Below are 25,775 nucleotides of genomic sequence, written 5' to 3'. Positions count from 1 at the left end.
GAGTCATTTAAAAACCGTTGGGAAATAAATAAAAATTGGCAACTTATTTTTCCTATACTCGGAATCATTGGTTTGGGTTATAGTGCATACAGGCTGTCATATTCATTGACAAAGCCTTATTCTATTTTTATAACAATTATACTTACTCTACTCCTGTTTTATGTACTGTTAAAACTTACACTTTTTCTTTTCAAAAAATTAGAAAACAAATGGATACTTGAATACAAATGGGAAATGATTCGTGTGTTTATTGTATTTGCAATTACAGGATCATCATCTGTTTTTGTAGGAAGACCCATGATGAAACTAATAGGAATTACTAAAGAAAACCTAAACCCTTTCATTTATTGGGTATTATTCATTATAATTGGACTCATTTTCTATCAGATACTTTTAGTGAGTTTCGGTTGGCTTTTTGGACAACATAAATTCTTCTGGGAATTTGAAAAAAAAATGCTAAAACGTTTTGGATTAGGAAAATGGATTAACTAGTGAATCATCTTAAACAACATATCGTATTTAGAATTGCAACACTTTTTGTTGTGGTTGTTTTACTTACGCCAATAATTGTAAAAGTTTCACACGCATTTAGTGATCATGAGCATGAAATTTGTCTAGGTGTAAATCAATCTCATTTTCACGAAATTGACATGGATTGTGAGTTTTTTAAATATAAAATAAACCACAATTCTTACTTTGTATTTTTTAGTTATAATTTAAAAAGTAGTTTAGAAACTAATATCTCTGAAACTACTTACTATTCATTCTTAAAAAGTCATCAGCATTTAACGTCTTACCTTAGAGGACCACCTCAATTTTTAATGTAATTTTTAAACTTTCATTTACATTAAATAAACTTTGATGAAATACTTTATTATGGGTTTGATGTTATTCACTTTTGGATTTCATTATGCTCAAGACTGTGATTTAACCCTACTTGGAGAACTTAAAGATTTTCATGATGGGTCACCAATCATAGCTGCAAACATATATATTAAACAGCTGGATAAGTACATAATTTCAGACTTTGATGGGAAATTCAAAATTGATGATCTCTGCCAAGGCGAAATCACTTTGGTTATATCTCATGTTGGGTGTGAAACTAAAACAGTTTCTATACTCATGGAAAGCGACGTGTTTAAATCTATCACACTTGAGCACCATATTGAGGAGTTGAATGAAGTAGCCGTTGTTGGTAGCCGAAATTTAAAAACAACCAAAACCGCTCAAGAAACATTGCTCAAAACTAAAATTATTGAACAATATAGTGGCCTTAGTTTAGGTGATGCTTTAAAAGAGGTTTCTGGTGTGTCTTCTATTAATACTGGAAATAGTATTGTTAAGCCAATGATAAACGGATTGCATAGTAGTAGAATTCTTATTCTCAATAATAATGTGCGTCTACAAGATCAAGAATGGGGAATCGAACATGCACCAAATATTGATATCAATAGTGCAGATCAAATATCTGTCATCAAAGGTTCAGGTGCTCTAGCTTATGGAAGTGATGCTGTTGGAGGAGTTATAGTAATTAATCCAAAGAAACCTATCAGAAAAGATAGTCTTTACGGAAAAACGATACTTAACGGACAAACTAATGGAAGAGGGTTTAGTGCGACATCAACTTTAAATAAAAGTTATAAATCTGGTTGGTATGCTAATATTCAAGGCACAATAAAGCAAAATGGTGATTTTGAAGCGCCAGATTATAGTCTAACAAATACTGGTTTACAATCACAAAGTTTTTCAATTCATGCAGGGAAAAACACTTTTGAATCAGGTTTTGAATTATTTTATAGTTACATCAATAATGAAATTGGAATTTTGAGTTCTTCTCACATTGGTAATGTAAATGATTTAATTAATGCAATTAACAATCAACAACCAGCAATAATTAGAGATTTTAGTTATTCAATTGATAATCCTAAACAAGAGGTTATACATCATTTGCTGAAGGCAAAATATTTTAAACGTTATAAAAATTTCGGAAAAATTAGCTTGCAATATGATTATCAAAATAACAATCGTTTAGAGTTTGATATTAGACGTGGTGAACTTAGAAATGATGCTGCTTTAGATCTAACCTTGCAAACTCATACGATTCTTGCAGATGTTAATTTAGATTCAAATTTAGATCGAAAATTTAACTTTGGAATACTAGCTCGATATCAAGATAATTATGCACCTAACACTGATTTAAGGCGTTTAATTCCTAATTATGAAAAGTATGATTTAGGCACTTACATCACTACCGAATGGCGTTTGAATGATAAATTACTACTTGACGCGGGTTTACGATATGATTTTACAAGAGTTGATGCGTTTAAATTTTATCGTATTTCAAGATGGCAGGAACGTGGATATGATATAGACTTTCCTGAGTTTGAAGTCGAACGAGAAGGGATTTCTGGAGCAAATATATTTACAAATCCAGTTTTTGATTTTCACAATGTATCTGCATCTATCGGAATGCGCTATAACTTTAATAATGAAAGCTACGTATTAGCAAATTATAATTTAGCTAGCAGACCTCCAAATCCTGCTGAACTTTTTAGTGATGGTTTGCATCACTCTGCTGCTCGTATTGAATTAGGTGATTTAAGGCTAAATCCAGAAATAGCTAATCGCGTATCGGTAACTTATGGATATGACATTACTAATTTCAGCATCAATGTTAATGGATTTTATAATGTCATAAATAATTACATATACCTTAGACCAACAAGTGTACTTCAAAGTAATAGAGGTGCTTTTCCTGTATGGGAATATGAACAGACCAATGCAAGACTATTTGGTTTAGATTTAACGATGAGTTATGATTTATCAAATCAGTGGAATTGGCTCAATAAAACTGCTTTTATTAAAGGATATGATGAAGATGATTTACCTCTTATCGATATACCTGCATTCAGTACTACAAATAGTATTACATATAAAAACCAAAATTGGTATAATTTTTCTGCAAGCATAAAGTCTGAATGGGTTTTTGAACAAAATGAATTCCCAGATTTCAATTTTGAAGTTGAAAACCCTTCTACTGAAGACATTGAATTATTAGATATTAGTACGCCTCCTCCAGCTTATAATTTATTTCATTTTTACAGTCAAGCTACGTTTGCTTTAAATGCAAAAACTGATCTAAATATAGCTTTTGGAATAAACAATTTATTAGACACGTCTTATAGAAATTATTTAAACCGTTTACGCTTTTTTGCTGATGACTTAGGAAGAAACGTAACATTACAATTAAAACTTAATTATTAAAATAAATTATGAAAACAAATAAATCAAATCTTAAAACAATGAATACACAATACTATAATTTAAACTTTATGAAAACAACTAAGTTATTTTTAACCGCAATTTTATGTATAACTCTTTTTGCATCTTGTTCAGATGACGATGATGGTAGTACTGTTGAAGAACCAAACGAAGAAGAAGTGATTACTGACGTGACGCTTAGATTCGTTAATGACGCAAACCCATCAAACGTAGTAACTTTGTCAAATATCGATCCAGATGGCGATGACGGACCATTAGTTCCTTCTCAAACAATTACGGGTAACTTTTTTGCAGGATCAACTTATACTGCAACAATAGAGTTGTTTAACTCTATTGAAGGTGAAGATATTACTGAAGAAGTAAGAGATGATGAGCCAGATGAGCATTTTTTCATATATGCTATCAACGGACTTGATATGACATTTGCTAGATCAGGAAACGATATTGTAAGAATGGATGGTAATTCTCTTGGATATGAAACTACATGGTCAGCTAATTCTTCAGGAATGGGAAGTATTACAGTTCAATTATTTCACGACTCAGAAACTGTAGATGATTCAGATGGATTTGGAACACAAACTGGTGGTTCAACAGATGTTGATGTAACTTTTACAGGTCTCAACATCCAATAATTAAACATATTTATATAAAAAAGGCTACTTTAAACAGTAGCCTTTTATTTTTAATAACTCTTGTATAAATTAGCCGTATTTTTGCAAAATAGAATCAAAGATTTGTATGACTGAAATAGATTTCGCACTAAACCAAAAACAAGATACTGAGATTATCGAACTTGTAGGTACAGTACTTTGGAATAAAGCCAATGAAATCAATGGTTTTTCATATTTAAGTCAGCCAGAACAAACTTTTGTCTACATTGATATCTTTGAAGGCGAGCTTATTAATGGTTGTGTTTATGAATTCTTTTATAATTCATCAGGAGCATATGCTCATGAAGTTTTAAACGCTTACACCGCTATTGGTGCACATGATACTGCTGAGTTAGTAAATCTAATTATTAAAACATTTCCAGAGCTCCCAGTACCTAAAGATATTTTTTTTAGAAGAAAACTAATGAATCAACTTGATACTAAGCTTGATATAAAATGGAACGACATAGAAAATTCATTATTGAATTCAAAAGAAGATATTGTCGCTTTGTTAATAAATTACATAAAAAAGTATAAAACATTTTTTGAGTACTAATTTGGTATATTCCACAACATTATTTTATCCACATGACTACACATGTCAAAATTACCCAAAGCACATAAATTCGTAGATCTTTCAGATTATGGAAGACCAGCTGCACGAGTGATCGCTTTTTCACTAAAAAACACAGGTTTTACACCAATACACGTTACACTAGCTTTTATTGTTTCAGGTTTAATAGGAACTGTTTGTATTATCTATTCTAATTATTGGGCTGCAGCTTTCTTCTTAATTTTCAAATCAATACTTGATGCTGCTGATGGTGAATTAGCTCGAATTAAGAATACGCCATCATATACTGGACGTTATTTAGATTCGATTGCAGATATTATTTTAAATGCTATTATTTTAATTGCTATTTGGCATATCAGTAATTCAAATATCTGGGCGACAATTTTAGCTTTTGTTGGTTTGCAGCTTCAAGGCACATTGTACAACTATTATTATGTGATTTTAAGAAACAAGTTTAATGGAGACACAACTAGTCGAGTTTTTGAAAATGAAACACCACTTGCTTTAAAAAATGAAAAACAAAGCCATGTCAACTTTTTATTTAAGTTGTACAAAATTCTCTATGGAAATTTTGATAAAGTTATTTATGCTCTAGATAAAAATGCCTCTAACGGAAAAACCACACCCAATTGGTTAATGACTGCTATATCTACGTTTGGATTAGGGTTTCAGCTATTATTAATCGCTGTACTATTGCTATTCGGATTAAAAGACTACATCATACCTTTTTTTATAGCGTACTCGTCAATGATTTTTGTATTTATAGCAATTAGAAAATCACTTTAAATCAAATGCACTCTTAATTGATATCAATAATGGTTTCATCAGAACTGTTTTTAGAAGAGAACACATAAGTGTATAGCCACATTAGCGTAAAGGTAGGAATTACATCCATTCCGGGTAAAGCTTCCTCGATAAATGAAATCATTGCCGCAATTTTACCTGATTTTCCTTTGTATAATTTTGTCATTAACCAAGCTGAAGCTGGAGCCCAAACAATATCTCCAAATTCTCCTACGCCTGGTATTAAAAAAGTGATGTAACCCAAAGCGTCAAAAAGAATCCCTAATGCTAGTTTTTTGTATTTATTCATTAATTGTAATTTTAATTAACCTGTAAACAAGAAACATACCAAAAAAAATCTTAAGACAAATTTTCACTTATCAATTTTAAAAACTCAGTTCGGGTTTCAATATTTTCAAAAGCCCCTCTAAATCCAGACGTTGTAGTTCTTGAATTTTGCTTTTGAACACCTCGCATCATCATACACATATGAGAGGCTTCAATTACCACTGCAACACCTTCAGGTTTTAGTGTGTCATTAATACAATCTAATATTTGTTCAGTTAAGCGTTCTTGAACCTGAAGTCGTCTGGCAAATACATCAACAATCCTTGGTATTTTACTTAAACCAACAATATGTCCATTAGGAATATAAGCAATATGAGCTTTGCCAAAAAAAGGCAAAATATGATGTTCACAAAGCGAATACAATTCAATATCTTTAACAATCACCATTTCGTTATATGATTCTTTAAACATAGCACTCTTCAAAATTTCCGCTGCATCTTGATTATACCCTTGTGTCAAAAACTGCATAGCTTTTGAAGCACGTTCAGGTGTTTTTAATAATCCATCACGTGAAGTATCTTCTCCTAAATCATTTATAATTTCTTCATAACGCTGTTTAACATCGTCTGTCACTTTAATATTATATTCTTCAAACTTTTGATATGGCATCTTAAAATCGTTTAATTTTTAATAAAAGTAGTAAAAAATAGTATATCTAATTCTATAATTTAAGTGTCCAAAGATTAACAATATGGTATTCATTTTAACTTTTGCTTATGATAATACATTTATCTAGTTAAGTAGATTTGTATTGCTAATAATATCAATCATTATTTAGTGTTAATTAATACTTGACATTACTTACCAATCGCTTTTGAATGAAACTCCACTTTATTCTTTGTTCTTTTTTATTATTATGTTTTTGTGCTAACTCACAAGAAAAAAAACAACTTCAAATAGAAAGAGCAGCTAAAGCTCCTAAAATTGACGGCATTCTAGATGATGAGGTTTGGAAATCAGCAAATATAGCAACAGACTTTATTCAGTTTAGACCAGAAATGGGCAATACATTGTCTGAAAACGAGCGCACAGTAGTGAAAATGTCATATGATGACGAAGCTATCTATGTTTCTGCTTACTTGTACGATGATCCAGAAAACATCATGAAGCAATTAACCAGCAGAGATAATTTTGGACAATCTGATTTTTTTGCAATAATTCTGAATCCTAATAATGACGCTCAAAATAATACTCAGTTTTTTGTATTTAGTTCAGGTGTTCAAGCAGACGCATTAGCATCCCCTAGTATTGGTGAAGATTTTAGCTGGAATGCTGTTTGGGATAGTGCTGTTAAAATTAATGATGACGGTTGGTCTTTAGAAATGAAAATACCTTACAGAGCTTTACGTTTCGATAATCAGGAAGCGCCAACTTGGGGCTTGCAGTTTCATAGACATTTCAGAAGATTTAGATCACAATACACATGGAATCCTATTGATGTTACAAAAGGATACATCGGTCTGTATAATGGAGAAATGCAAGGTTTAAAAGGTATAAAACCTCCTACTCGACTAATTCTTTATCCCTTTACAACAGGCATCTTAAATTCTTTTGATGGAGACACTGAAACCGATATCACTTTTGGGATGGACGTAAAGTATGGTATTACTGAAAACTTCACCCTCGATGCCACATTAGTTCCTGATTTTAGTCAAGCAGGTTTTGATAACGTTGTTCTCAACTTAGGGCCTTTCGAACAAACCTTTTCTGAACAAAGGCAATTTTTTACGGAAGGTGTTGATTTATTTTCAAAAGGAGGATTATTCTTCTCTAGACGAATTGGAGGTGCTCCTAGTGGACAGATAGAATATGATTCTGATAACGAGTCTATAAATGCTCCTGATGAAGTTAAAGTTCTTAATGCTATAAAAGTTTCTGGTAGAACCAAAAATGGATGGGGAGTTGGAATATTTAATGCTATTACTGAAAAAACAGATGCTAGAATTACTAACGATAATACCGGAGAATCAAGGACAGAAGTCATTGAACCCTTTACAAACTATAATATTTTAGTTGTCGACAAACAATTTAGCGCAAACTCTTCAGTGAGTTTAATTAATACTAACGTTTTGCGAGAAGGTAGTTTTAGAGATGCTAATGCAACAGCTTTAAGATCTGATTTAACCAATAATAAAAATACATTCCGATTGATTACAGAAGGAAAAATGAGTCATGTAAATTATCAATTAGCTGATGCTGAAACAGGATTTAGTACTTTTCTTTTTGCAGGAAAAGTCGCTGGTAATTTCAGATATAGTTTTGATCATCGATTTGCAGATACTAAATATGAAATAAATGATTTAGGCCTTCAGTTTAGAAATAACTTCAATAATTTTGGCGCAGATGCATCTTATGAAACGTTTGAACCCAAAGGTAAGCTCAATAGTTATAGGATTAATGGTTTTATAAATTACAGAATGCTTGCGAATCCTGGAGTATTTACTGGTATAAACTTTGGTGGTGGTTACAGAGCTACTTCTATAAAGCTTGATTCTTATGGCTTTAGATTAAATATTGAACCTGGTAAACAATACGATTTTTTCGAATCACGCGATGGGAGAGCTTTTATTTTTGAAAATTTCGCAAGTACAGGTGGTTGGTTTTCATCAAATTATAATCGAATATTTGCTTTAGATCTAAGAGCTAACATTGGAACCTTATTTGAAGACGGTAGAAATTTCTTTACTTATGATTTTGAAATTAGTCCAAGAGTTCGTTTTAATGATAATTTTTTAATGGTATATAGACTTAATTTTAGACACAGAAATGGTGATAGAGGTTATGCTACTGAAGTTAATGATGAACCAATATTTGGAGAGCGTCAAAGACAAATAGTAACAAATAGTATTTCTGCCAACTATACTTTTAATCCTTTCAATGTATTAGCACTTACCTTCAGACATTATTGGGATACAGTAAATTATAATTTTGATATGTACACCCTTCTAAATAATGGAAGATTAACAACAGATTCAGGTTTTAATCGTGATAATATTGGTAGTGATCCCGACATCAATTTCAGTACATGGAACATCGATTTAAGTTACTCATGGCAATTTGCTCCTGGTAGCTTTTTAACAGCTTTATATAGAAATCAATTATTTAATATTGATGAAAACTCTACTGCATCATACAGTAATAGTTTAAATACGCTTTTTGATCAACCAATGCAAAATACATTTTCACTTCGCTTACAATACTTCTTAGATTACAATGATGTAAAACGAATGCTAAGTAATAAGAAGAAAACAGATTCTTAAATTGTACAGCAAAGCATAAAGTATTACTTTTAACTTATATTAAAAGGAAAATGATTCAGGTTAAGAATATTCATAAATACTATGGCGACTTACAAGTTTTAAAAGGTGTTGACCTCAATATTGAAAAAGGAGAAATCGTTTCAATTGTTGGAGCTTCAGGTGCTGGTAAAACTACACTTTTACAAATTTTAGGCACACTAGATAAAGTAGATTCAAATACTGACTATGTTTTAAAAATAAATAACACTGAAATCTCAAAACTTAACGATAAATCTTTAGCCAAGTTTAGAAACGACCATATTGGTTTTATTTTTCAGTTTCATCAGCTACTACCTGAATTTACTGCTTTAGAAAATGTATGCATTCCTGCTTTTATTAATGGTAAATCTCAAAATGAAGCAGAACATAGAGCGAAAGAGTTATTAGATTTTTTAGGGCTTAAATCTAGGTATCATCATAAACCAAGTGAGCTTTCCGGAGGAGAACAACAACGTGTTGCTGTAGCTAGAGCATTAATTAATAATCCTGAACTTATTTTTGCTGATGAGCCTTCTGGTAATTTAGACAGTGAATCTGCTGAAAATCTTCATCAACTCTTTTTTAAATTAAGAGATGAATTCGGACAAACATTCGTTATCGTTACTCATAATAAAGATTTAGCAGATATGGCAGACCGTAAATTAACGATGGTTGATGGTCAAATACAAGTCTAAAACTAAGTTATAAACAATCAATTCTTAAAAACTTCATTAAACTTCTGTTTTAGGATTGGTCTTTCGGTTTAAATTTGACCAATATCTTAAACAACCCGAACTATGTTAAAAAATATATTTTTACTAATCACATGTCTAACTGCAGCCGTTTCTTTTTCACAACAAGACTTTGAAAGTGAAATTGATTCTATTCAAACACTAGATGAAGCAAAGATTTTTGTTAAAAAAAATAAATCTCTCAAAGGGAAGGTTATAACATTTAACAAAGAAAAGCATAATACTAAAATTGCTGGCGAATTATTTAGACTTGGCAAAGGTTCTAAGAAAATTTATAAAACTGATATGACCAAGACCTATTATAAAGTGATTGATAAAAGTGATATTCCTTATCAAAAACTAAGTTATATATTTTTAGATGGCAAGCAAAAATCTTTAGAAGATATTAATGTGCTTAGACAAAATATCATTGCTAAATATAGAAGTGGCTTCCGTTTTGAAGATTTAGCTAAACACTACTCAATGGACAATAATGCAAATCGTGGTGGTGATTTAGGATGGGTAACACAAGGTGATTTACATCCAGATTTTGAAGTTCAAGTATTAGATAATTCCCACAACGTTAATGATATTTTTACTGTTGATGTTCCAGATCAGCAATGGTATTATGTGATTTTAAAAACAGAAGACACAAAGTATATAGAAGAAATAAAGGTGCTAAAATTCACAGAACCTGTTAAATAATGCAGTTATTTTTTAATTCGGAATTATCTCAAGATAAAGACCAAATTCAATTTTCTAAAGAAGAAAGCAAACACATCGTTAGAGTTTTAAGGAAATCTGTTGGAGATATATTATTCATTACTAATGGGAAAGGTAATCTCTTTACTTCTGAAATAATTTCAGCTGATCAAAAAAAGTGTATTGCAAACATTATTTCTTCAGAAAGCAAACCCAAACGCGATTATTCCTTGCACATGGTAGTCGCTCCTACAAAAATTAATGATCGTTATGAATGGTTTCTAGAAAAAGCAACAGAAATTGGTGTTGATAGCATCACTCCTATTTATTGTGAGAATAGTGAACGTCGTGTTATAAAAACTGAGCGTTATGAGAAAATTCTTTTGTCAGCTATGAAACAATCACTTAGCTGTTATTTACCTAAATTAAATAAAGCAATTAGCTATAACGATTTTATTAGCAGTAAGCATGAAGGTATATTGTGTATAGCACATTGCGAAGATTCTAATAAAATGTCTTTAAAAAAAGAAATAAAACCTAATCAAAATATCACAATTTTAATTGGTCCAGAAGGCGATTTTAGTGTTAGAGAAATTGAATTAGCTATTGAAGCGAATTTCTTACCTGTAACCTTAGGAACCACTAGATTAAGAACTGAAACAGCAGCGATTGTAGCTTGCCATACAGTAGCATTAATTAATGAATTATAAACTTTATATAAGTTTATATAATAAACTTAAAATCAATATTTTGAATATAAAAAAGCCGATGAAAATTCATCGGCTTTTTATTATATATGTCTTAAAATATTATTCTCCCATTGCAGCAATAACTGCAGCAGATAATCGTTTATAAGTTCCATTTTCTAAACGCTCTCTAATAGCATCAAATGCGTCTAAAGTTTCATTTACGTCTTCAATTGTATGTGTAGCCGTTGGAATCATTCTTAAAAGAATTAAACCTTTCGGGATTACTGGGTATACTACTATAGAACAGAAAATCCCGTAGTTTTCACGTAAATCACGTACTAAAGCCATTGCTTCAGGAATGCTACCTTTTAGATATACTGGAGTTACACAACTTTGAGTTGTTCCAATATCAAATCCACGCTCTTTTAATCCAGATTGTAATGCATTAACAATAGTCCAAAGATTTTCTTTTAACTCTGGCATTGTTTTTAACATCTGTAAACGTTTACGTGCACCAACAACAAGTTGCATTTGTAGTGATTTGGCAAACATTTGAGAACGCAAGTTATATTTTAAATAATCTATAATTTCTTGATCAGCGGCAATAAATGCACCTGTGCTTGCCATCGATTTAGCAAATGTAGCGAAGTAGACATCAATATCATCTTGAACACCTTGTTCTTCACCAGCACCAGCACCTGTTTTACCTAAAGTTCCAAAACCATGTGCGTCGTCAACAAGTAGTCTAAAATTGAACTTATTTTTAAGCTCAACAATTTCTTTAAGTCGACCTTGTTCACCACGCATACCAAACACTCCTTCAGAAATCACTAAAATCCCTCCACCAGTTTGCTCAGCCATTTTAGTAGCTCGTTCTAAGTTTTTCTCAAGACTTTCTACATCGTTATGTTTATAAGTAAATCGTTTACCCATGTGCAAACGAACACCGTCAATAATACAAGCATGTGCATCAACATCATAAACAATAATATCATCTTTCGAAACTAAAGCGTCAATAGTTGATAAAATTCCTTGGTAGCCAAAATTTAATAAGTATGCAGCTTCTTTACTTACAAATTCAGCAAGTTCATTTTGTAATTGTTCATGAAGATCTGTATGGCCAGACATCATTCGAGCACCCATCGGATAAGCTGATCCGTATTCAGCAGCTGCTTCAGCATCAACCTTTCTCACCTCAGGATGATTAGCAAGGCCAAGATAATCGTTAATACTCCAAGTAATTACGTCTTTACCTTGAAACTTCATTCTATTAGATATTTGACCTTCTAACTTAGGGAAAACAAAATATCCTTCGGCATGCGAAGCCCACTTTCCTAACGGTCCTTTATCTTTATAAATCTTTTCAAATAAATCCTTCATTTAAAGCTATTAATTTTAGTCTAATTAGTTGGAGCAAAATTAATCAATTATATTATGACTGCATAATATTTTTGAATCCAATGTTTATAAGACCTTAAAACATAAAGTCCTATTACATTTAAATGCAATAGGACTCCTGTAATATTAAATAATTTTATTTTATGTATTGAATACTTTCTGAAACTTCAGTTTTACTATCAAAGAAACCTTGTTCCTCCATCCATTTATCACTGTATACTTTACTCATATAACGTGATCCATGGTCAGGAAAGATAACTACTATTTTATCTCCTTTTTTAAATTCTCCTTCTTCGTTTAATTGTTTTAAAGCTTGCATTGCTGCTCCACTAGTATACCCTACAAATAAACCTTCAGTCCTTGAAATTTCTCGAGCTGTATGAGCACTTTCCTCATCTGTTACCTTTACAAACTTATCAATCAAATCAAAATCTGTTGCTGTAGGAATCAAGTTTTTTCCTAAACCTTCTATTCGGTATGGATAAATTTCTTTGTCATCGAACTCACGAGTTTCATGGTATTTCTTTAAAACAGAGCCATAAGCATCAACACCAATAATTTTTACATTCGGGTTTTGCTCTTTAAGATATTTAGAAATCCCTGAAATTGTTCCACCTGTACCACTACAAGCAACTAAATGAGTGATTTCACCTTCAGTTTGATTCCAAATTTCTGGACCCGTAGTATTGTAATGTGCATCAATATTTAACTGATTAAAGTATTGATTAATGTATATAGAACCTTTAATTTCATTGTGTAAACGCTTGGCTACTTGGTAGTATGAGCGTGGATCGTCAGCACTAACATTAGCCGGACACACATAAACTTGTGCTCCCATAGATTTAAGCATATCAATCTTGTCTGCCGAAGATTTAGAACTTACAGCCAATATACACTCGTATCCTTTTATAATGCTTACCATAGCAATACTGAAACCTGTGTTACCAGAGGTTGTTTCAATTATTGTATCACCAGGTGTTAAAATACCTTGTCTTTCAGCTTCTTCTATTATATGAAGTGCAATCCTATCCTTTGAAGAATGACCAGGATTAAAAGCTTCAACTTTTGCGAAGAAATCTCCTGTAAAGTCTTTAGCAATTTTGTTTAATTTGATAAGTGGTGTTTTACCAATTAATTGTAAAACGTTATCAAATACATGTTTGTCTTGTTTCATAAACGCTATTTATCAGCTCCATTGAAAATTAACAATGGAACATAAAACCTTGCAAAATTAGTAATTTTTTTGAAACTAGCTAGTAATTCCTTCTAAGTCTAGCAAAAACGCATATTCTTGAGCATCTTCTTTCAAGGATTCAAATCGCCCAGAAGCACCACCATGACCAGCTTCCATGTTAGTCACAAGATACAACTTGTTAGTATCTTGTTTATAAGTTCTGAGTTTTGCTACCCATTTTGCGGGCTCCCAATATTGTACTTGAGAATCATGCAATCCTGTGGTTACTAGCAAGTTTGGATAATTTTGCTTTTTTACGTTATCATACGGAGCGTAACTTTTAATATAATCGTAGTGTTCTTTTTTATTGGGATTTCCCCATTCATCATATTCACCAGTAGTCAATGGAATTGTATCGTCCAACATAGTAGTAACGACATCAACAAATGGTACAGCAGCAATTACAGCATTGTATAATTCTGGTACTTCATTAACAATAACTCCCATTAATAGTCCACCAGCACTTCCACCCATGGCATATAAATGAGATGAATTTGTATATCCATTTGTAATTAAATGTTTTGAACAATCGATAAAATCTGTAAATGTATTTTTCTTTTTAAGCAATTTTCCATTTTCATACCAAATACGACCTAGGTACTCGCCTCCTCTTACATGTGTGATAACATATATGAATCCTCTATCTAATAAACTTAGTCTAATGGTTGAGAAATATGGATCTACTGTTGATCCATAGCTCCCATATGCATATTGTAATAAGGGAGAATTGCCGTCTAGTTTAGTATCTTTTCGTCTAACAACAGACATAGGTATTTTAGTTCCGTCTTGTGCGGCAGCCCAAATTCTTTCAGAAGTATAATTATTTTTATCAAAATTAGGATCTTGAACTTCTTGCTCTTTCATTACCTGCTTCGACTTAGTTTTCATATTGAAATCTATTACAGACGCAGGATTGGTAAGTGAATTATATGAATACCTTAATATTTCAGTATCGAAATCAACATTAGTACCCACATTACAAGTATAAGTTTCGTTATCAAAAGGAAGGTAATAATCTTCGGTATTATCCCAACGTTTAATTCTGATATGATTTAAACCATTAGAACGCTCACTTATCACTAGATAATCACTAAATATATTTAAATCTTCTATCAGCACCTCTTTTCTATGTGAAATGACTTCTGTCCAGTGGTTTAGTTTTGTAGCTGATTCGGGAGTTTTCATAAGTTTGAAGTTGGTCGCATCATCTTTATTAGTTACCACATAAAAATGATCTTCAAAATGAGAAATACTATATTCAAGTCCTCTAATTCTTCTTTGAAACACCTTGAATTCTTTATCTGGTTCATTAGCATTTAGAATATGGTATTCGTTAGTTAGAGTACTGTAACAAGCAATTATAATATATTTTCTAGATTTTGATTTATAAACTGTAGCTCCAAAGGTTTCATCATCTTCAGTAAAAACTATAACATCATCCTTTTCAGAATCACCAATTTTATGCTTGTATATCTGATTTGCTCTTAGTGTTTGCTCATCCTTTTTGGTATAGAAAATTGTACAATTATCATTTGCCCAAGTAGACGATCCTGTCGTATTTTCTATGACATCTGAAAACACTTCATTTGTAATTAAACTTTTAATCTGAAGCTTATACTGACGTCTTCCAACAGTATCCACTCCAAAAGAAATCATAGTGTTATCTGGACTGACACTTAATCCTACTAATCTGAAATATCCATGACCGTCAGCCATGTCATTACAATCAAATAACAACTCTTCATGAGCTTCTAGACTTTCTTTTTTACGAATGTAAACAGGATAATCTTTTCCTTTCTCATAACGAACGATGTACCAGTAGCCATTATACTTGTAAGGAACTGAAGTGTCATCTTCCTTTATTCTTGCCTTCATTTCTTGAAAAAGCTGGTCTTCTAAATCTTTAGTATGTGCAGTTTCTTGTTGATAAAAATCATTTTCAGCATTTAAATAATCTAACACATTTTGATCGTCACGTTGATTTAACCAGAAATAGTTATCAATTCTAAGATCATTATGGATTTCTAATTCTTTGGGAATCTTCCTTGCAATTGGAGCTTTAATAGTCGTCTTCATTTTTCTTTTTAAAAGTCAAGCAATTTAGTAATTTTGTAACTCATAATTTAATACTTTATAATATGTTTGGAGATATGATGGGAATGATGGGTAAGTTGAAAGAAACCCAAAAAAAAGTTGAAGAAACAAAAGAACGTCTTCACTCAGTTTTAATAGACGAAAATAGCAATGATAACAAACTAAAAATCACTATTACTGCTAATAGAACTATTAAATCAATAGAGATTGATGATGAATTGCTTCAAGATAAAGACATGCTTGAAGATTATTTAATTCTGACATTAAACAAAGCCATTGAACGTGCAACATCTGTTCATGAAACTGAAGTTGCTTCAGTTGCTAAAGCTGGTATGCCAAATATTCCGGGAATGGATATGTTTAAATAGATTGTAATTTAGAAATCATTTAAAATCTCTAGTAATTTACTGTGCATAGCATCTGTGTAATCAATATGGGTTACCATACGAAGTTTATTACTTCCCATACCAATGATATGAATATTTTTATCTGCTAATTGCTGAATAAATTCTGCTTCATCAACATGAGATTCTAATTCAAAAATAACAATGTTAGTTTCGATTGGCTCAACAATTTTTATAATTGACAAGTCCTGTAGTAGCGCTCCTATTTCTGTTGCTTTTTTGTGATCTTCATTAAGTCTGTCTAGATGATGATCTAAAGCATAAATTCCTGCAGCAGCCAAATATCCAACTTGACGCATTCCACCACCAAATATCTTTCGGATTCTGATGGCGCCTTGCATTAACTCATGATCACCAATTAACACCGAACCTATAGGACAACCTAAGCCTTTACTTAAACACACTGAAATCGTATCAAATAGCTGTCCGTAATCTTTTGGAGATTCATTAGTCTTAGCTAAAGCATTCCATAGTCTGGCACCATCTAAATGGTATCCTAAATTATGATGATCACAAACCGTTTTAATTTGCTTTAATTCTTCAAAATCCCAGCATGCGCCTCCACCTTTATTGGTCGTGTTTTCGACTTCTACTAAAGATGTTAGCGGACTATGATAAAAATCGGGAGGATTAATACATTCCTCTACTTGTGTAGCTGTAAACATACCTCGATGACCATCAATAAGTTTACAAGAAACACCACTATTGAAGGACGCTCCACCTCCTTCATAATTATAAATATGAGCATATTTATCACAAATAATTTGTTCTCCAGGATTCGTATGCAGTTTTATTGCTGCTTGGTTAGCCATACTTCCAGTAGGAAAAAACAAGGCTTGATCTTTACCAAACATTTTTGCCAGTCGTTCTTCTAATGCATTTACTGTTGGGTCTTCTTTATATACATCATCACCAACTTTTGCAGTCATCATAGCATCTAACATGCCTTTTGTGGGCTTAGTAACCGTATCGCTTCTTAAATCTATAATCATAAACTAGTCTTCATTATAGTTACACAATTCACTCCCTATTGGAGAGCCATCTGGAATTTTAGGCGAGCTTTTTAATTTGAATTTATTTGGGTTTTCATCAAATTCTTCAATAAGTTTTAAGTATTGTTTTCTATAATCTACAGATAATATCACTTTATTAATACCAGAGTTTGTTTTGGGTAAATTGTCCATATTCCTTTTAACTGGAACGTTAGAATACTTTTTAAATTCGTCTATATAATGATTTGCAATCGCATTAACTTGGAATATCGCTTTATCGTTTACAGCAAGATTCATTAAATGTTTTAAGACATTAGCATTTATAGTGTGCTGAATTTCTTTGAGATATGGATCAATATTTTGCTTTTTAATCGTGTTTTCAATTAAAAGATGTAATAACTCTTCTAAGCTTAATTGATTACTATCTAAACTATATTGCTGAACCATTCTATTGGCGCGTTCAGGATGTAATAATAAACTTAATGTCATATTACTTGCTGTAGCTGCAGCACTAATAGGATCAAAGGCAACTCCTGTTTTGCTAGAAAAAGACTCTCGTCCTCTATTATATGTGTAAGCTCTAGGTGGAAATAATTTTAATTTATTCTTCGGAATAGCTAAAGCCTCAGCAGAAATCGTTTTTAAAATGGCATTTACTGCTTCTCTTTGACTATTTACATCAACTGATTCGACAATCGTTTGCCCATCACCTTTTACAGCATAATTATAATTCAAGCCTCCAACAACTTTAGAAGCAGCTTCAGTTTGATAACGATGGAAAAAATATAAAGGCACAAACACATCCTCTAAAACAGAATACGGTTCACCTTCTCGAATATTATCTTTTGAAAAATTCTCAATCGCTTTAGCTCTAACTGCAAGTACATTATTTAATTCTTCCGAGGCACTTTTTCCATTATCCCAAAGGTGTGCAAAAGCATGAGCTCCACCTTTTGGTCTAGCATCACTATCAGAAATAAAACTCATTGACATAAAACGTGACACCTTCAAAATCTTATTGAGCTCGTCTTTATCATTCGCATTTTTATCAAATTCAGAATAACTATAAGCCACTGTCACTTTATCCCAATCTCCTATTCCAACTGCATAAGCATCGTCTAAATCTATTTCTCCATTAGTTAATTTTACTGTTGGATGCGGATAATCCATAACGGAAGCTCTTCCGCTAGCACTTGCTGCAAAATTATGTGCAAACCCAATGGTATGACCAACTTCGTGAGCACTTAGCTGTCTAATTCTTGCTAGAGCCATCTTTAACATAGGCTGATAATTATCATCACGTTCAGCAAAAGGTTTATTTAATAAGGCTTGTGCAATCATAAAATCCTGACGGATTCGTAAACTACCCAAACTCACATGACCTTTAATGATTTCTCCGGTTCTTGGATCAATAACACTGCCACCATAACTCCACCCTCTAGTCGAGCGATGCACCCATTGAATTACATTATAGCGACAATCCATTGGGTCTGCATCTGTGGGTAGCATTTTTACTTGAAATGCATCTTTAAAGCCAATTGCTTCATAAGCTTCATTCCACCACCTTGCTCCTTCTAACAAAGCAGATCGAACAGGTTCTGGAGTACCAGGATCTAAATAATAGATGATGGGTTCTTTTGCTTCACTCATTTCTGCTTTAGGATTCTTTTTTTCTAAACGATGGCGTATGACATAACGTTTTCTAATTGGATCTTGAATAGGTGTTGCATAATCCATAAAAGACATTGAAATAGCACCACTTCTAACGTCAAATTCACGCATTTCATAGTCCTCATCTGGAAGTTCAATAAAGCTATGATGTTGTATTACACTAACTAAGGATGCTGTTGGAACAACAGTTCTTATATTTTTCCCTACAGGTGTTCCTTTAAATGTCAATAAGGCTTCAAACTCTACATTTTTAGGGAAAGCTTTTGTTCGATCTAGAGACAATGCGCTTTTACTTTTATCTAAACTATATGTCCCTTCTTTTCTTTGTTTAAAAGTAGCTGCTACACCATGAGCATCTTCCATTAAAAAAGGCGTTAAATCGATAATGTAAGAACCGTTATTCTCTTCTTCTATTTTAAATCCAAATAATACTGACTTAGCAAAAGCTTGCTCGATGCTTTTCTTTTCAAGATTATTGTCAGTAATAGCTCTATAGTTTTGATTAGGTTGCACTAATAGTAATTTATTTCCAGCCTTTTGAAATTTAACAATGCGTTCTCTTCCTAATTGTCCTCTATCTAAGCCAATATCATTACTTCCAACTCCAGTAGCTAATGAGTTTACATATAAAAACTCATCATTTAAATTATTAACTTCTAAGTAAATTTTATCTTGAGCTTCTTCATAATAAAAATTAAAAAAGCCATTATAATTATTAAGGTCTTTTTTGTCTAAAACCTGAGAAAATAATTGAGATACAAAAAGTAAAAAAACGGTAGTAAGTATATGTGATTTCATATAAAAAATTTAGCATATAAATTTACGCAAATTATGTGAAATCCTTAGAGCTACATTAATAAATGTGACGTTAAAATTTTAAGTGTGTCAAATTAAATGTGAATTACGTAAATTTATCATTTTTGTTCTATTTGCAAAAAATCAATTTGTATTGAAAACGCTCCATAAAAGACTACTAATAGCATTAAAACTACTTAAACAAGGAACTATAAAACCTGTTTTTATTGGTGTTTCTAAACGCATTTACTCAAGAACAAACTTTGTTGGTTTAGAAGCAATCCCTTTAAAACTCAATGTCACAGACTCTAAAATCGATATTTCAATAAGACCTTTTGAGTCTTCAGATACTAATGCTTTAAATGAAGAATTTAGACACGCTCGACTAGTTGAAGAACAAATCCCTAATTGTTATGTCGCTACTAATAAAGAGAATTCTACAATTTATAGGCAATGGTTATTTACGCTCACATCTCAACAACAAGTTTTAGATTACTTCGGACCAGTTTTCCCTAAACTAAATGAGAAAGAAGCCATTATCGAAGGTGTTTTTACACATCCTGATTATAGAGGATTACGTATCATGTCAAGTGCAATGGCGAAAATTATCCAACAACCTCAATACCAAAAATTAAGTAGAGTTATTGCATTTGTGGAAGAAGAAAACAAGGCGAGTCTTAAAGGATTTTGTAGAATCGGATTTACACCATACATGATTAGAAAAGAAAATTGGTTCTTATTCCGAAGAAAGATTGACTTTGTTGAAATTTCTGAAGAACTTAAAACAGTGCTATTAGATTCACTTTCTTGAATCTTGTTCAAAACATAATTCATTTTTAGTTTTTTCTGAATGATATATATCTTATTTTCGTTTTCAAACTTTTGAATTATGATTACTTCAGATCACATTAAAGATCTTAATACACGCCTTGATAAACTAAGGCACTATCTTTGACATAGATGCCAAACTGATAGAAATATCTAACGAAGAAGAACAAACATTTGATCCCAATTTTTGGAATGACTCGAAGCAAGCAGAATTGATTATGAAGTCGATTCGAGAGAAAAAAAGTTGGGTAGAAGACTACAATTCTGGAAAAACATTATTAGAAGATTTAGAAGTCATTTATGACTTTTTTAAAGAGGAAGAAGCTACAGCTGAAAATGTTGAAAACAGATACAACAAAGCCATTTCCTTAATTGAAAAATTAGAATTTAAAAATATGTTGTCTGATGAAGGTGATAGCTTAAGTGCTGTACTTCAAATTACCGCTGGAGCAGGTGGAACTGAATCTTGTGATTGGGCTAGTATGCTAATGCGTATGTATTTAATGTATGCTGAAAAAAATGGGTTTAAAGTTAAAGAGCTTAACTTTCAAGAAGGTGATGTCGCTGGTATAAAAACTGTAACCTTAGAAATTGAAGGTGACTTTTCCTTTGGCTGGCTCAAAGGAGAAAATGGTGTTCATCGCTTAGTTCGTATATCTCCTTTTGACAGCAATGCTAAACGTCATACAAGTTTTGCATCTGTATATGTTTATCCTTTAGTCGATGATACTATTGAAATTGATATTAATCCAGCAGATATAGAAATTACTACAGCTCGTTCTAGTGGAGCTGGTGGTCAAAATGTGAATAAGGTTGAAACTAAAGTTCAGTTGACACATAAGCCTTCTGGCATTCAAATATCATGCTCAGAAACACGATCGCAACATGATAACAGATCACGAGCTATGCAAATGTTAAAATCCCAACTTTACGAAATAGAATTGCAAAAGCAAATGGCTCAACGCGATGATATTGAAGCTGGGAAAATGAAAATTGAATGGGGAAGTCAAATTAGAAATTATGTGATGCATCCATACAAACTTGTGAAAGATGTTAGATCTGGACATGAAACTGGAAATGTTGATGCTGTAATGGACGGTGATTTAGAGCCATTTTTAAAAGCATACCTCATGATGATGGGGCAAAAAGAAGAGAATCCAAATGAATTATAACTTATGATTACAATTTATCACAATCCGCGTTGTTCAAAATCAAGACTAGGACTTCAACTTCTTGAAAATTCTGGCAAGGAATTTGAAGTTGTTAAATATCTTGACGAACCAATTTCAGAAAAAATACTAGAAGAAATCATCACTTTATTAGGTATTAAACCTATTGATTTGGTTAGAAAAAATGAAGCCATTTGGAAATCTGATTTTAAAGGAAAAGACTTAACAGATAAAGCTATTATTTCTGCAATGGTAAAAAACCCAAAACTGATTGAACGTCCTATTGTTATAAACAATAATAAAGCTGTCGTTGGTAGACCTGTTGACCTTATAAAAACTATAATTGAATAATATAAATATAATGAAACCTATTTTTATAGCACTATGGCTAATAGTATTTAGTTTAAATCTTGAAGCGCAAACTAAAGCCGAAAAAGAGAGAGCAAAAATTGAAGATAAAATTGAAATGAAATTGTCACAATACATCGCCAACATTATTGATGGTTTTGATTTAGATGAATTTCAAAAACATATTTTAACGCAGAGACTGAATACATATTATGATGAATTAAAAAAAATTAATTTGCTCAATATTAAAGAACATGAAAAAACGGCTTTAGTTAATGACCTAGACAGCATTCATTTTAAAGATATTGAAGAAATGTTAGGTGAAGAATTTGTTGATAAACTTATAGAAAAAGCTAAAGGAAACGATAAGTCTGATCAAAAGAAGAAAAAGAAAAAACGTAAAAAAAAGCGTGACAATTAGTCAACATAATTATTTTAATCGTTTTAGTTTAACAAAAGATTAACCCTAAGTAGAAGCAAGTAATTTTATTTTTGCACATCTAAATTGCATATCACAGAATTACTTGTTTATGAAACTAAAATTATCATTATTTTTTATATTTTTTACAACGATTTGCTTTGCCCAAACCGAAGTTATTGTATCTGGTAAAGTTGTTGACGCTGAAGAGAATTTCCCATTAGAATACGCTACCATATCCTTTATTGATAAAGCAAAAAACACAATTGTGACTGGTGGCATCACTGATATTGATGGAGTATTTAATATTGAAATTGCTGTTGGTTCTTATGATGTTAAGATTGAATACTTGTCTTATAAAACCAAAACTTACACTGACAAATTAATTGATAAAAATATAGATCTAGGTACGGTTGGTCTTTCTTTAAATTTAGAAGCACTAGATGCAGTAGAAATTATAGCAGAACGCACAACAGCTGAGATTAAGCTTGACAAAAAAATATACAATATTGGTAAAGATTTGACTGTAAGAGGTGGAACTGTTAGTGATGTATTGGATAACGTACCTTCTGTTTCTGTTGATGTTGAAGGTAATGTGGCCCTTCGAGGAAATGATGATGTTAGAATATTAATCAATGGTAAACCTTCAGGGTTAGTTGGACTCAATTCTACTGAAGCTTTAAGACAACTTCCAGCTGAAGCTATTGAACGTGTTGAAGTCATCACCTCTCCTTCTGCTAGATATGACGCTCAAGGGACTGCTGGTATATTAAATATCATTTTAAGACGAAGTAAATTACAAGGACTCAATGGAGCAGTTACTGTAAATGCAGGATATCCATTACAAGCTGGTATATCGGGAAACCTAAATTACAGAACTGGCGATTTCAATTTTTTTAATACAACAGGTTATAATTACAGAGAAATTCCTGGAAATGCCTTTTCAGACTCAGAATTTATTTCTTCAGGAAATACTCAAGAGGAAACTAGAAATTTTGATCGTAAACGAAAAGGACTTAACACAAACTTTGGTGTAGAATGGTATATTACTGAAAAAGCATCACTAACGACCTCTATTCAATTTCGTGATAGTGATAATGAACAAGAAAGCACCAACAACATTATAAGATTCATAAATGACACAAACACTACAGAATTCATAAATCGCTTTGATCCAGAATTTGAAGATGATAAAACAATTCAGTACACCGTAAATTTTGACAAGCAATTTGGTGATAATACTGATCATAGATTAACGACTAACTTTCAATATGAATCTAGTTCTGAACGTGAACAATCACTAATAGAACAAAATGATATAGATGTAGAAGATGTCACAACTAATGAAGACCAAAAACGTATTTTCTTGCAAAGTGATTACGTGTTGCCAATTGGAGAAGTTACTCAACTTGAATTTGGATATCAAGGACGTTTTCTAACTTTAGACACAGACTATACAGTATTTTTAAGAGATGATCAAACGAATGCTTTTGAATTAAGTACAGACCTAACCAATAATTTAATTTACAGAGAATATGTAAATGCTGCTTACACTCAGTTTGGAAGTAAATTAGGTGATAAATTCAGTTATCTTCTTGGATTAAGATTAGAAGATACTAGAATCACAATTGATCAGCAAACATCAAATGCTTTTGATAGAAAGAATTATCTTAGTTTCTTTCCAACAGTAAATTTAGCCTATGAAATTAGTGAAGATGAGAATGTAACATTAGGCTATAACAGAAGAATAAGAAGACCTCGTTCTCGTTTTATTAATCCATTCCCATCTCGAAGTTCTCCTACAAGTTTATTCCAAGGAAATCCAGATTTAGATCCGAGTTTTTCAGATACATTTGATTTAGGATATTACAAACGATTTAGTAAGAAACTTACCCTAAATTCATCTATTTATTATCAGAGAACTACAGACAGTTTTAATTTAATAAACTTTGATACTAATGATTTTTTTAATTTTAGTACTAACGAAATTGTAAGTGCAGATGATCCTGGTTTTGACCAAATAGACGAAAATCAATTGGTACCTATTTTAAGACGTTCTCCAATAAATCTTGCAACTAATGACCGTTATGGTTTTGAGTTTACATTAACTTACAGACCAACAAAAAAATGGAATATTAATGGTAACTTTAATATTTTTCAATCGATTACTGATGGTGTATTTCAAGAACAAGACTTTAGTGCAGAAAACTTAAGTTGGTTTGTTCGTCTTAACAATAAATACAAGCTTCCTGGTGAAATAGACTGGCAGACACGTTTAAATTATAGAGGTCCGAGAGAGGATGCTCAGAACAAAACCGAAGGCATATTTTCAATGAATTTGGCATTTAGTAAAGACCTCTTTAAAGAACGCGCTTCAATAGCTTTTAATGTTAGTGATGTATTTAATTCTAGAAAACGTAGATCTGAAACAATGACACCTACTTTTAATTCTTATAGTGAATTTCAATGGAGAGAGCGTTCATTTAATTTATCATTTACATATCGTTTCAATCAGAAGAAAAAACGTGAACGTTCAGGACGAGGAAGTGGTGATGATTTTGACTTTGAAGGATAGAAAATCATATTTTAATACAACAAAAAAAGGAAACCGTATTGGTTTCCTTTTTTTTATAAACTGATGCTAATGATTAACTATTTAATCGCTTAGCTTTCTTTTCTTCTTTAATTTCTTTCATACGCTCAATCAGCGAACCACCAATCCAATAAGGAACTACAAATGTGATTAAGAAAATCATTAACCAAAAGCCTATTGTTAAAATGGTTAAAAATGCTAAAAATCCTAAATATTGGTCAAATTCAAACATGTGGTTTTTTTTTGTTGCTACAAAGATATAATAATCAGATTTGTTTTACAATAGTTTATTTGGGTTTTATTAACAGGATATTAAAAGAATTATTCTTCTAGACTTTTTAAGAACGCTCTTTGTATTTCAATATCATGTAAATCATGTTTGATTAAACGTCGTTCTATTTTCTTTTTTGCAAAATAACTTGACCATTCTACAATAGGAATAAAGTCTCTGTGCCCTACTCCATCTACCATAATCATTTGGATACTGCCATTCTTAAGAATTTTACAGCATATATTTTTCGATCTAATATCATTGGCAATTACTCTGTGTTTTATCATTAATCGCTTTAAACGATTAAAAGCTTCACGCAGCATATCATCGGTTACGTTTGGATCTGGATTTAAAAGGTAATACTCCATTGTTTTAGAAATCTTGTCTGTAGTTTCTTCAGTTATAAACTCATCAACAAAACAATCTCCTAAATTTTTATTTACTTGTCCGTAATACCTTGTAAAGAAAGTATATTCAAATTTCTTCCAATTTTTTTTACTTATTTTTTTAAAATAATTAATTT

The 25,775-nt window shown here is 31.7% G+C and carries 25 protein-coding genes; 16 read left to right on the top strand and 9 right to left on the bottom strand.

The window, feature by feature from the left end; all coding sequences use genetic code 11:
• The 6 genes from AB8B90_RS06545 to AB8B90_RS06520 form a co-directional block, all read left to right on the top strand.
• Positions 1-492 (top strand): DUF6787 family protein (locus AB8B90_RS06545; protein WP_405334928.1); only part of this gene is annotated, 492 nt, incomplete at its 5' end.
• On the top strand, positions 492-827 hold the full coding sequence (locus AB8B90_RS06540; RefSeq protein ID WP_405334926.1) for a hypothetical protein: 336 nt from the start codon (positions 492-494) through the stop codon (positions 825-827). The genes AB8B90_RS06545 and AB8B90_RS06540, both read left to right, overlap by 1 nt.
• A 34-nt stretch (positions 828-861) precedes the next feature.
• Entirely contained in the window at positions 862-3,264 is a 2,403-nt protein-coding gene (locus AB8B90_RS06535) for a TonB-dependent receptor (RefSeq protein ID WP_405334924.1), read from the top strand.
• 68 nt (positions 3,265-3,332) lie between these two features.
• Complete coding sequence (locus AB8B90_RS06530) at positions 3,333-3,914, top strand: type 1 periplasmic binding fold superfamily protein (RefSeq protein ID WP_405334922.1); 582 nt, start codon at positions 3,333-3,335, stop codon at positions 3,912-3,914.
• Positions 3,915-4,020: 106 nt separating this feature from the next.
• A complete protein-coding gene (locus AB8B90_RS06525) occupies positions 4,021-4,488 on the top strand; it encodes a DUF4375 domain-containing protein (RefSeq protein ID WP_405334920.1) in 468 nt (155 codons plus the stop codon).
• Positions 4,489-4,530: 42 nt separating this feature from the next.
• The gene (locus AB8B90_RS06520) at positions 4,531-5,292 is read left to right on the top strand and encodes a CDP-alcohol phosphatidyltransferase family protein (RefSeq protein ID WP_405334918.1); all 762 of its coding nucleotides are present in this window, start codon (positions 4,531-4,533) and stop codon (positions 5,290-5,292) included.
• Positions 5,293-5,305: 13 nt separating this feature from the next.
• Here AB8B90_RS06520 and AB8B90_RS06515 read toward each other — a convergent pair whose 3' ends face one another.
• Positions 5,306-5,599, bottom strand: a complete 294-nt coding sequence (locus AB8B90_RS06515; protein WP_405334916.1) for a hypothetical protein — start codon at positions 5,597-5,599, stop codon at positions 5,306-5,308.
• A gap of 50 nt (positions 5,600-5,649) precedes the next feature.
• Positions 5,650-6,246 carry a GTP cyclohydrolase I FolE gene (gene folE / locus AB8B90_RS06510; protein WP_405334915.1) on the bottom strand — a complete coding sequence of 199 codons (597 nt, stop codon included), beginning with the start codon at positions 6,244-6,246 and terminating at the stop codon, positions 5,650-5,652.
• 209 nt (positions 6,247-6,455) lie between these two features.
• Between folE and AB8B90_RS06505 the strand changes: the two genes are divergently transcribed.
• The 4 genes from AB8B90_RS06505 to AB8B90_RS06490 all read left to right on the top strand — a co-directional run bounded on the left by AB8B90_RS06505 (position 6,456) and on the right by AB8B90_RS06490 (position 11,058).
• Positions 6,456-8,897, top strand: a complete 2,442-nt coding sequence (locus tag AB8B90_RS06505) for a DUF5916 domain-containing protein (RefSeq protein ID WP_405334913.1) — start codon at positions 6,456-6,458, stop codon at positions 8,895-8,897.
• Between the two features lie 50 nt (positions 8,898-8,947).
• Positions 8,948-9,610 (top strand): ABC transporter ATP-binding protein, encoded by a 663-nt coding sequence (locus AB8B90_RS06500; protein WP_405334912.1) that lies wholly within the window; start codon positions 8,948-8,950, stop codon positions 9,608-9,610.
• Between the two features lie 102 nt (positions 9,611-9,712).
• Entirely contained in the window at positions 9,713-10,351 is a 639-nt protein-coding gene (locus AB8B90_RS06495; RefSeq protein ID WP_405334911.1) for a peptidylprolyl isomerase, read from the top strand.
• Complete coding sequence (locus AB8B90_RS06490) at positions 10,351-11,058, top strand: 16S rRNA (uracil(1498)-N(3))-methyltransferase (RefSeq protein ID WP_405334909.1); 708 nt, start codon at positions 10,351-10,353, stop codon at positions 11,056-11,058. The genes AB8B90_RS06495 and AB8B90_RS06490 overlap by 1 nt, the downstream gene beginning before the upstream one ends.
• A gap of 99 nt (positions 11,059-11,157) precedes the next feature.
• Here the strand turns inward: AB8B90_RS06490 and AB8B90_RS06485 are convergent, their stop codons facing one another.
• From AB8B90_RS06485 to AB8B90_RS06475, 3 genes are all read right to left on the bottom strand, one after another.
• Complete coding sequence (locus AB8B90_RS06485) at positions 11,158-12,417, bottom strand: aminotransferase class I/II-fold pyridoxal phosphate-dependent enzyme (RefSeq protein WP_405334907.1); 1,260 nt, start codon at positions 12,415-12,417, stop codon at positions 11,158-11,160.
• 154 nt (positions 12,418-12,571) lie between these two features.
• Positions 12,572-13,609 (bottom strand): PLP-dependent cysteine synthase family protein, encoded by a 1,038-nt coding sequence (locus tag AB8B90_RS06480; RefSeq protein ID WP_405334905.1) that lies wholly within the window; start codon positions 13,607-13,609, stop codon positions 12,572-12,574.
• 75 nt (positions 13,610-13,684) lie between these two features.
• Positions 13,685-15,745: a S9 family peptidase gene (locus tag AB8B90_RS06475; protein ID WP_405334904.1), complete on the bottom strand. Its 2,061-nt coding sequence runs from the start codon at positions 15,743-15,745 to the stop codon at positions 13,685-13,687.
• Positions 15,746-15,807: 62 nt separating this feature from the next.
• Here AB8B90_RS06475 and AB8B90_RS06470 point away from each other — a divergent pair, with 62 nt between their 5' ends.
• A complete protein-coding gene (locus AB8B90_RS06470; protein WP_405334902.1) occupies positions 15,808-16,131 on the top strand; it encodes a YbaB/EbfC family nucleoid-associated protein in 324 nt (107 codons plus the stop codon).
• Between the two features lie 8 nt (positions 16,132-16,139).
• Here AB8B90_RS06470 and AB8B90_RS06465 read toward each other — a convergent pair whose 3' ends face one another.
• Both AB8B90_RS06465 and AB8B90_RS06460 read right to left on the bottom strand, forming a co-directional pair.
• Positions 16,140-17,159: a threonine aldolase family protein gene (locus tag AB8B90_RS06465; protein ID WP_405334900.1), complete on the bottom strand. Its 1,020-nt coding sequence runs from the start codon at positions 17,157-17,159 to the stop codon at positions 16,140-16,142.
• A 3-nt stretch (positions 17,160-17,162) separates the two neighbouring features.
• Entirely contained in the window at positions 17,163-19,628 is a 2,466-nt protein-coding gene (locus AB8B90_RS06460; protein ID WP_405334898.1) for a zinc-dependent metalloprotease, read from the bottom strand.
• A 151-nt stretch (positions 19,629-19,779) separates the two neighbouring features.
• Between AB8B90_RS06460 and AB8B90_RS06455 the strand changes: the two genes are divergently transcribed.
• From AB8B90_RS06455 to AB8B90_RS06435, 5 genes are all read left to right on the top strand, one after another.
• Positions 19,780-20,436 (top strand): GNAT family N-acetyltransferase, encoded by a 657-nt coding sequence (locus AB8B90_RS06455; RefSeq protein WP_405334896.1) that lies wholly within the window; start codon positions 19,780-19,782, stop codon positions 20,434-20,436.
• 78 nt (positions 20,437-20,514) lie between these two features.
• Positions 20,515-21,625, top strand: a protein-coding gene (gene prfB / locus AB8B90_RS06450; RefSeq protein ID WP_405334894.1) for a peptide chain release factor 2 whose coding sequence is annotated in 2 segments (ribosomal slippage) — positions 20,515-20,577 and positions 20,579-21,625 — 1,110 coding nt in all. Because the reading frame shifts where the segments join, the coding sequence is not laid out codon by codon here.
• A gap of 3 nt (positions 21,626-21,628) precedes the next feature.
• Positions 21,629-21,973, top strand: coding sequence for an arsenate reductase (glutaredoxin) (gene arsC, locus AB8B90_RS06445; protein WP_405334892.1), 345 nt, complete (start codon positions 21,629-21,631; stop codon positions 21,971-21,973).
• A 10-nt stretch (positions 21,974-21,983) separates the two neighbouring features.
• Complete coding sequence (locus tag AB8B90_RS06440; RefSeq protein WP_405334890.1) at positions 21,984-22,391, top strand: hypothetical protein; 408 nt, start codon at positions 21,984-21,986, stop codon at positions 22,389-22,391.
• A gap of 109 nt (positions 22,392-22,500) precedes the next feature.
• Positions 22,501-24,963, top strand: coding sequence for a TonB-dependent receptor domain-containing protein (locus tag AB8B90_RS06435; protein ID WP_405334889.1), 2,463 nt, complete (start codon positions 22,501-22,503; stop codon positions 24,961-24,963).
• Between the two features lie 73 nt (positions 24,964-25,036).
• Here the strand turns inward: AB8B90_RS06435 and AB8B90_RS06430 are convergent, their stop codons facing one another.
• Positions 25,037-25,213: a hypothetical protein gene (locus AB8B90_RS06430; protein WP_405334888.1), complete on the bottom strand. Its 177-nt coding sequence runs from the start codon at positions 25,211-25,213 to the stop codon at positions 25,037-25,039.
• Between the two features lie 89 nt (positions 25,214-25,302).
• On the bottom strand, positions 25,303-25,775 hold a 473-nt coding region (locus tag AB8B90_RS06425; RefSeq protein WP_405334886.1), incomplete at its 5' end, for a YrbL family protein.

This window comes from Psychroserpens sp. (genome assembly GCF_045105015.1).
GTDB lineage: Bacteria > Bacteroidota > Bacteroidia > Flavobacteriales > Flavobacteriaceae > Psychroserpens.
The sequence above is the reverse complement of the archived record's forward strand: the minus strand, read 5'-3'. Positions and strand labels throughout refer to the sequence as shown.

Bases quoted from the DNA above. Each gene is read 5' to 3' on its own strand.
- AB8B90_RS06535 (WP_405334924.1), top strand. From the start codon at position 862: ATGAAATACTTTATTATGGGTTTGATGTTATTCACTTTTGGATTTCAT.
- AB8B90_RS06530 (WP_405334922.1), top strand. From the start codon at position 3,333: ATGAAAACAACTAAGTTATTTTTAACCGCAATTTTATGTATAACTCTT.
- AB8B90_RS06525 (WP_405334920.1), top strand. From the start codon at position 4,021: ATGACTGAAATAGATTTCGCACTAAACCAAAAACAAGATACTGAGATT.
- AB8B90_RS06520 (WP_405334918.1), top strand. From the start codon at position 4,531: ATGTCAAAATTACCCAAAGCACATAAATTCGTAGATCTTTCAGATTAT.
- AB8B90_RS06515 (WP_405334916.1), bottom strand. From the start codon at position 5,599: ATGAATAAATACAAAAAACTAGCATTAGGGATTCTTTTTGACGCTTTG.
- folE (WP_405334915.1), bottom strand. From the start codon at position 6,246: ATGCCATATCAAAAGTTTGAAGAATATAATATTAAAGTGACAGACGAT.
- AB8B90_RS06505 (WP_405334913.1), top strand. From the start codon at position 6,456: ATGAAACTCCACTTTATTCTTTGTTCTTTTTTATTATTATGTTTTTGT.
- AB8B90_RS06500 (WP_405334912.1), top strand. From the start codon at position 8,948: ATGATTCAGGTTAAGAATATTCATAAATACTATGGCGACTTACAAGTT.
- AB8B90_RS06495 (WP_405334911.1), top strand. From the start codon at position 9,713: ATGTTAAAAAATATATTTTTACTAATCACATGTCTAACTGCAGCCGTT.
- AB8B90_RS06490 (WP_405334909.1), top strand. From the start codon at position 10,351: ATGCAGTTATTTTTTAATTCGGAATTATCTCAAGATAAAGACCAAATT.
- AB8B90_RS06485 (WP_405334907.1), bottom strand. From the start codon at position 12,417: ATGAAGGATTTATTTGAAAAGATTTATAAAGATAAAGGACCGTTAGGA.
- AB8B90_RS06480 (WP_405334905.1), bottom strand. From the start codon at position 13,609: ATGAAACAAGACAAACATGTATTTGATAACGTTTTACAATTAATTGGT.
- AB8B90_RS06475 (WP_405334904.1), bottom strand. From the start codon at position 15,745: ATGAAGACGACTATTAAAGCTCCAATTGCAAGGAAGATTCCCAAAGAA.
- AB8B90_RS06470 (WP_405334902.1), top strand. From the start codon at position 15,808: ATGTTTGGAGATATGATGGGAATGATGGGTAAGTTGAAAGAAACCCAA.
- AB8B90_RS06465 (WP_405334900.1), bottom strand. From the start codon at position 17,159: ATGATTATAGATTTAAGAAGCGATACGGTTACTAAGCCCACAAAAGGC.
- AB8B90_RS06460 (WP_405334898.1), bottom strand. From the start codon at position 19,628: ATGAAATCACATATACTTACTACCGTTTTTTTACTTTTTGTATCTCAA.
- arsC (WP_405334892.1), top strand. From the start codon at position 21,629: ATGATTACAATTTATCACAATCCGCGTTGTTCAAAATCAAGACTAGGA.
- AB8B90_RS06440 (WP_405334890.1), top strand. From the start codon at position 21,984: ATGAAACCTATTTTTATAGCACTATGGCTAATAGTATTTAGTTTAAAT.
- AB8B90_RS06435 (WP_405334889.1), top strand. From the start codon at position 22,501: ATGAAACTAAAATTATCATTATTTTTTATATTTTTTACAACGATTTGC.
- AB8B90_RS06430 (WP_405334888.1), bottom strand. From the start codon at position 25,213: ATGTTTGAATTTGACCAATATTTAGGATTTTTAGCATTTTTAACCATT.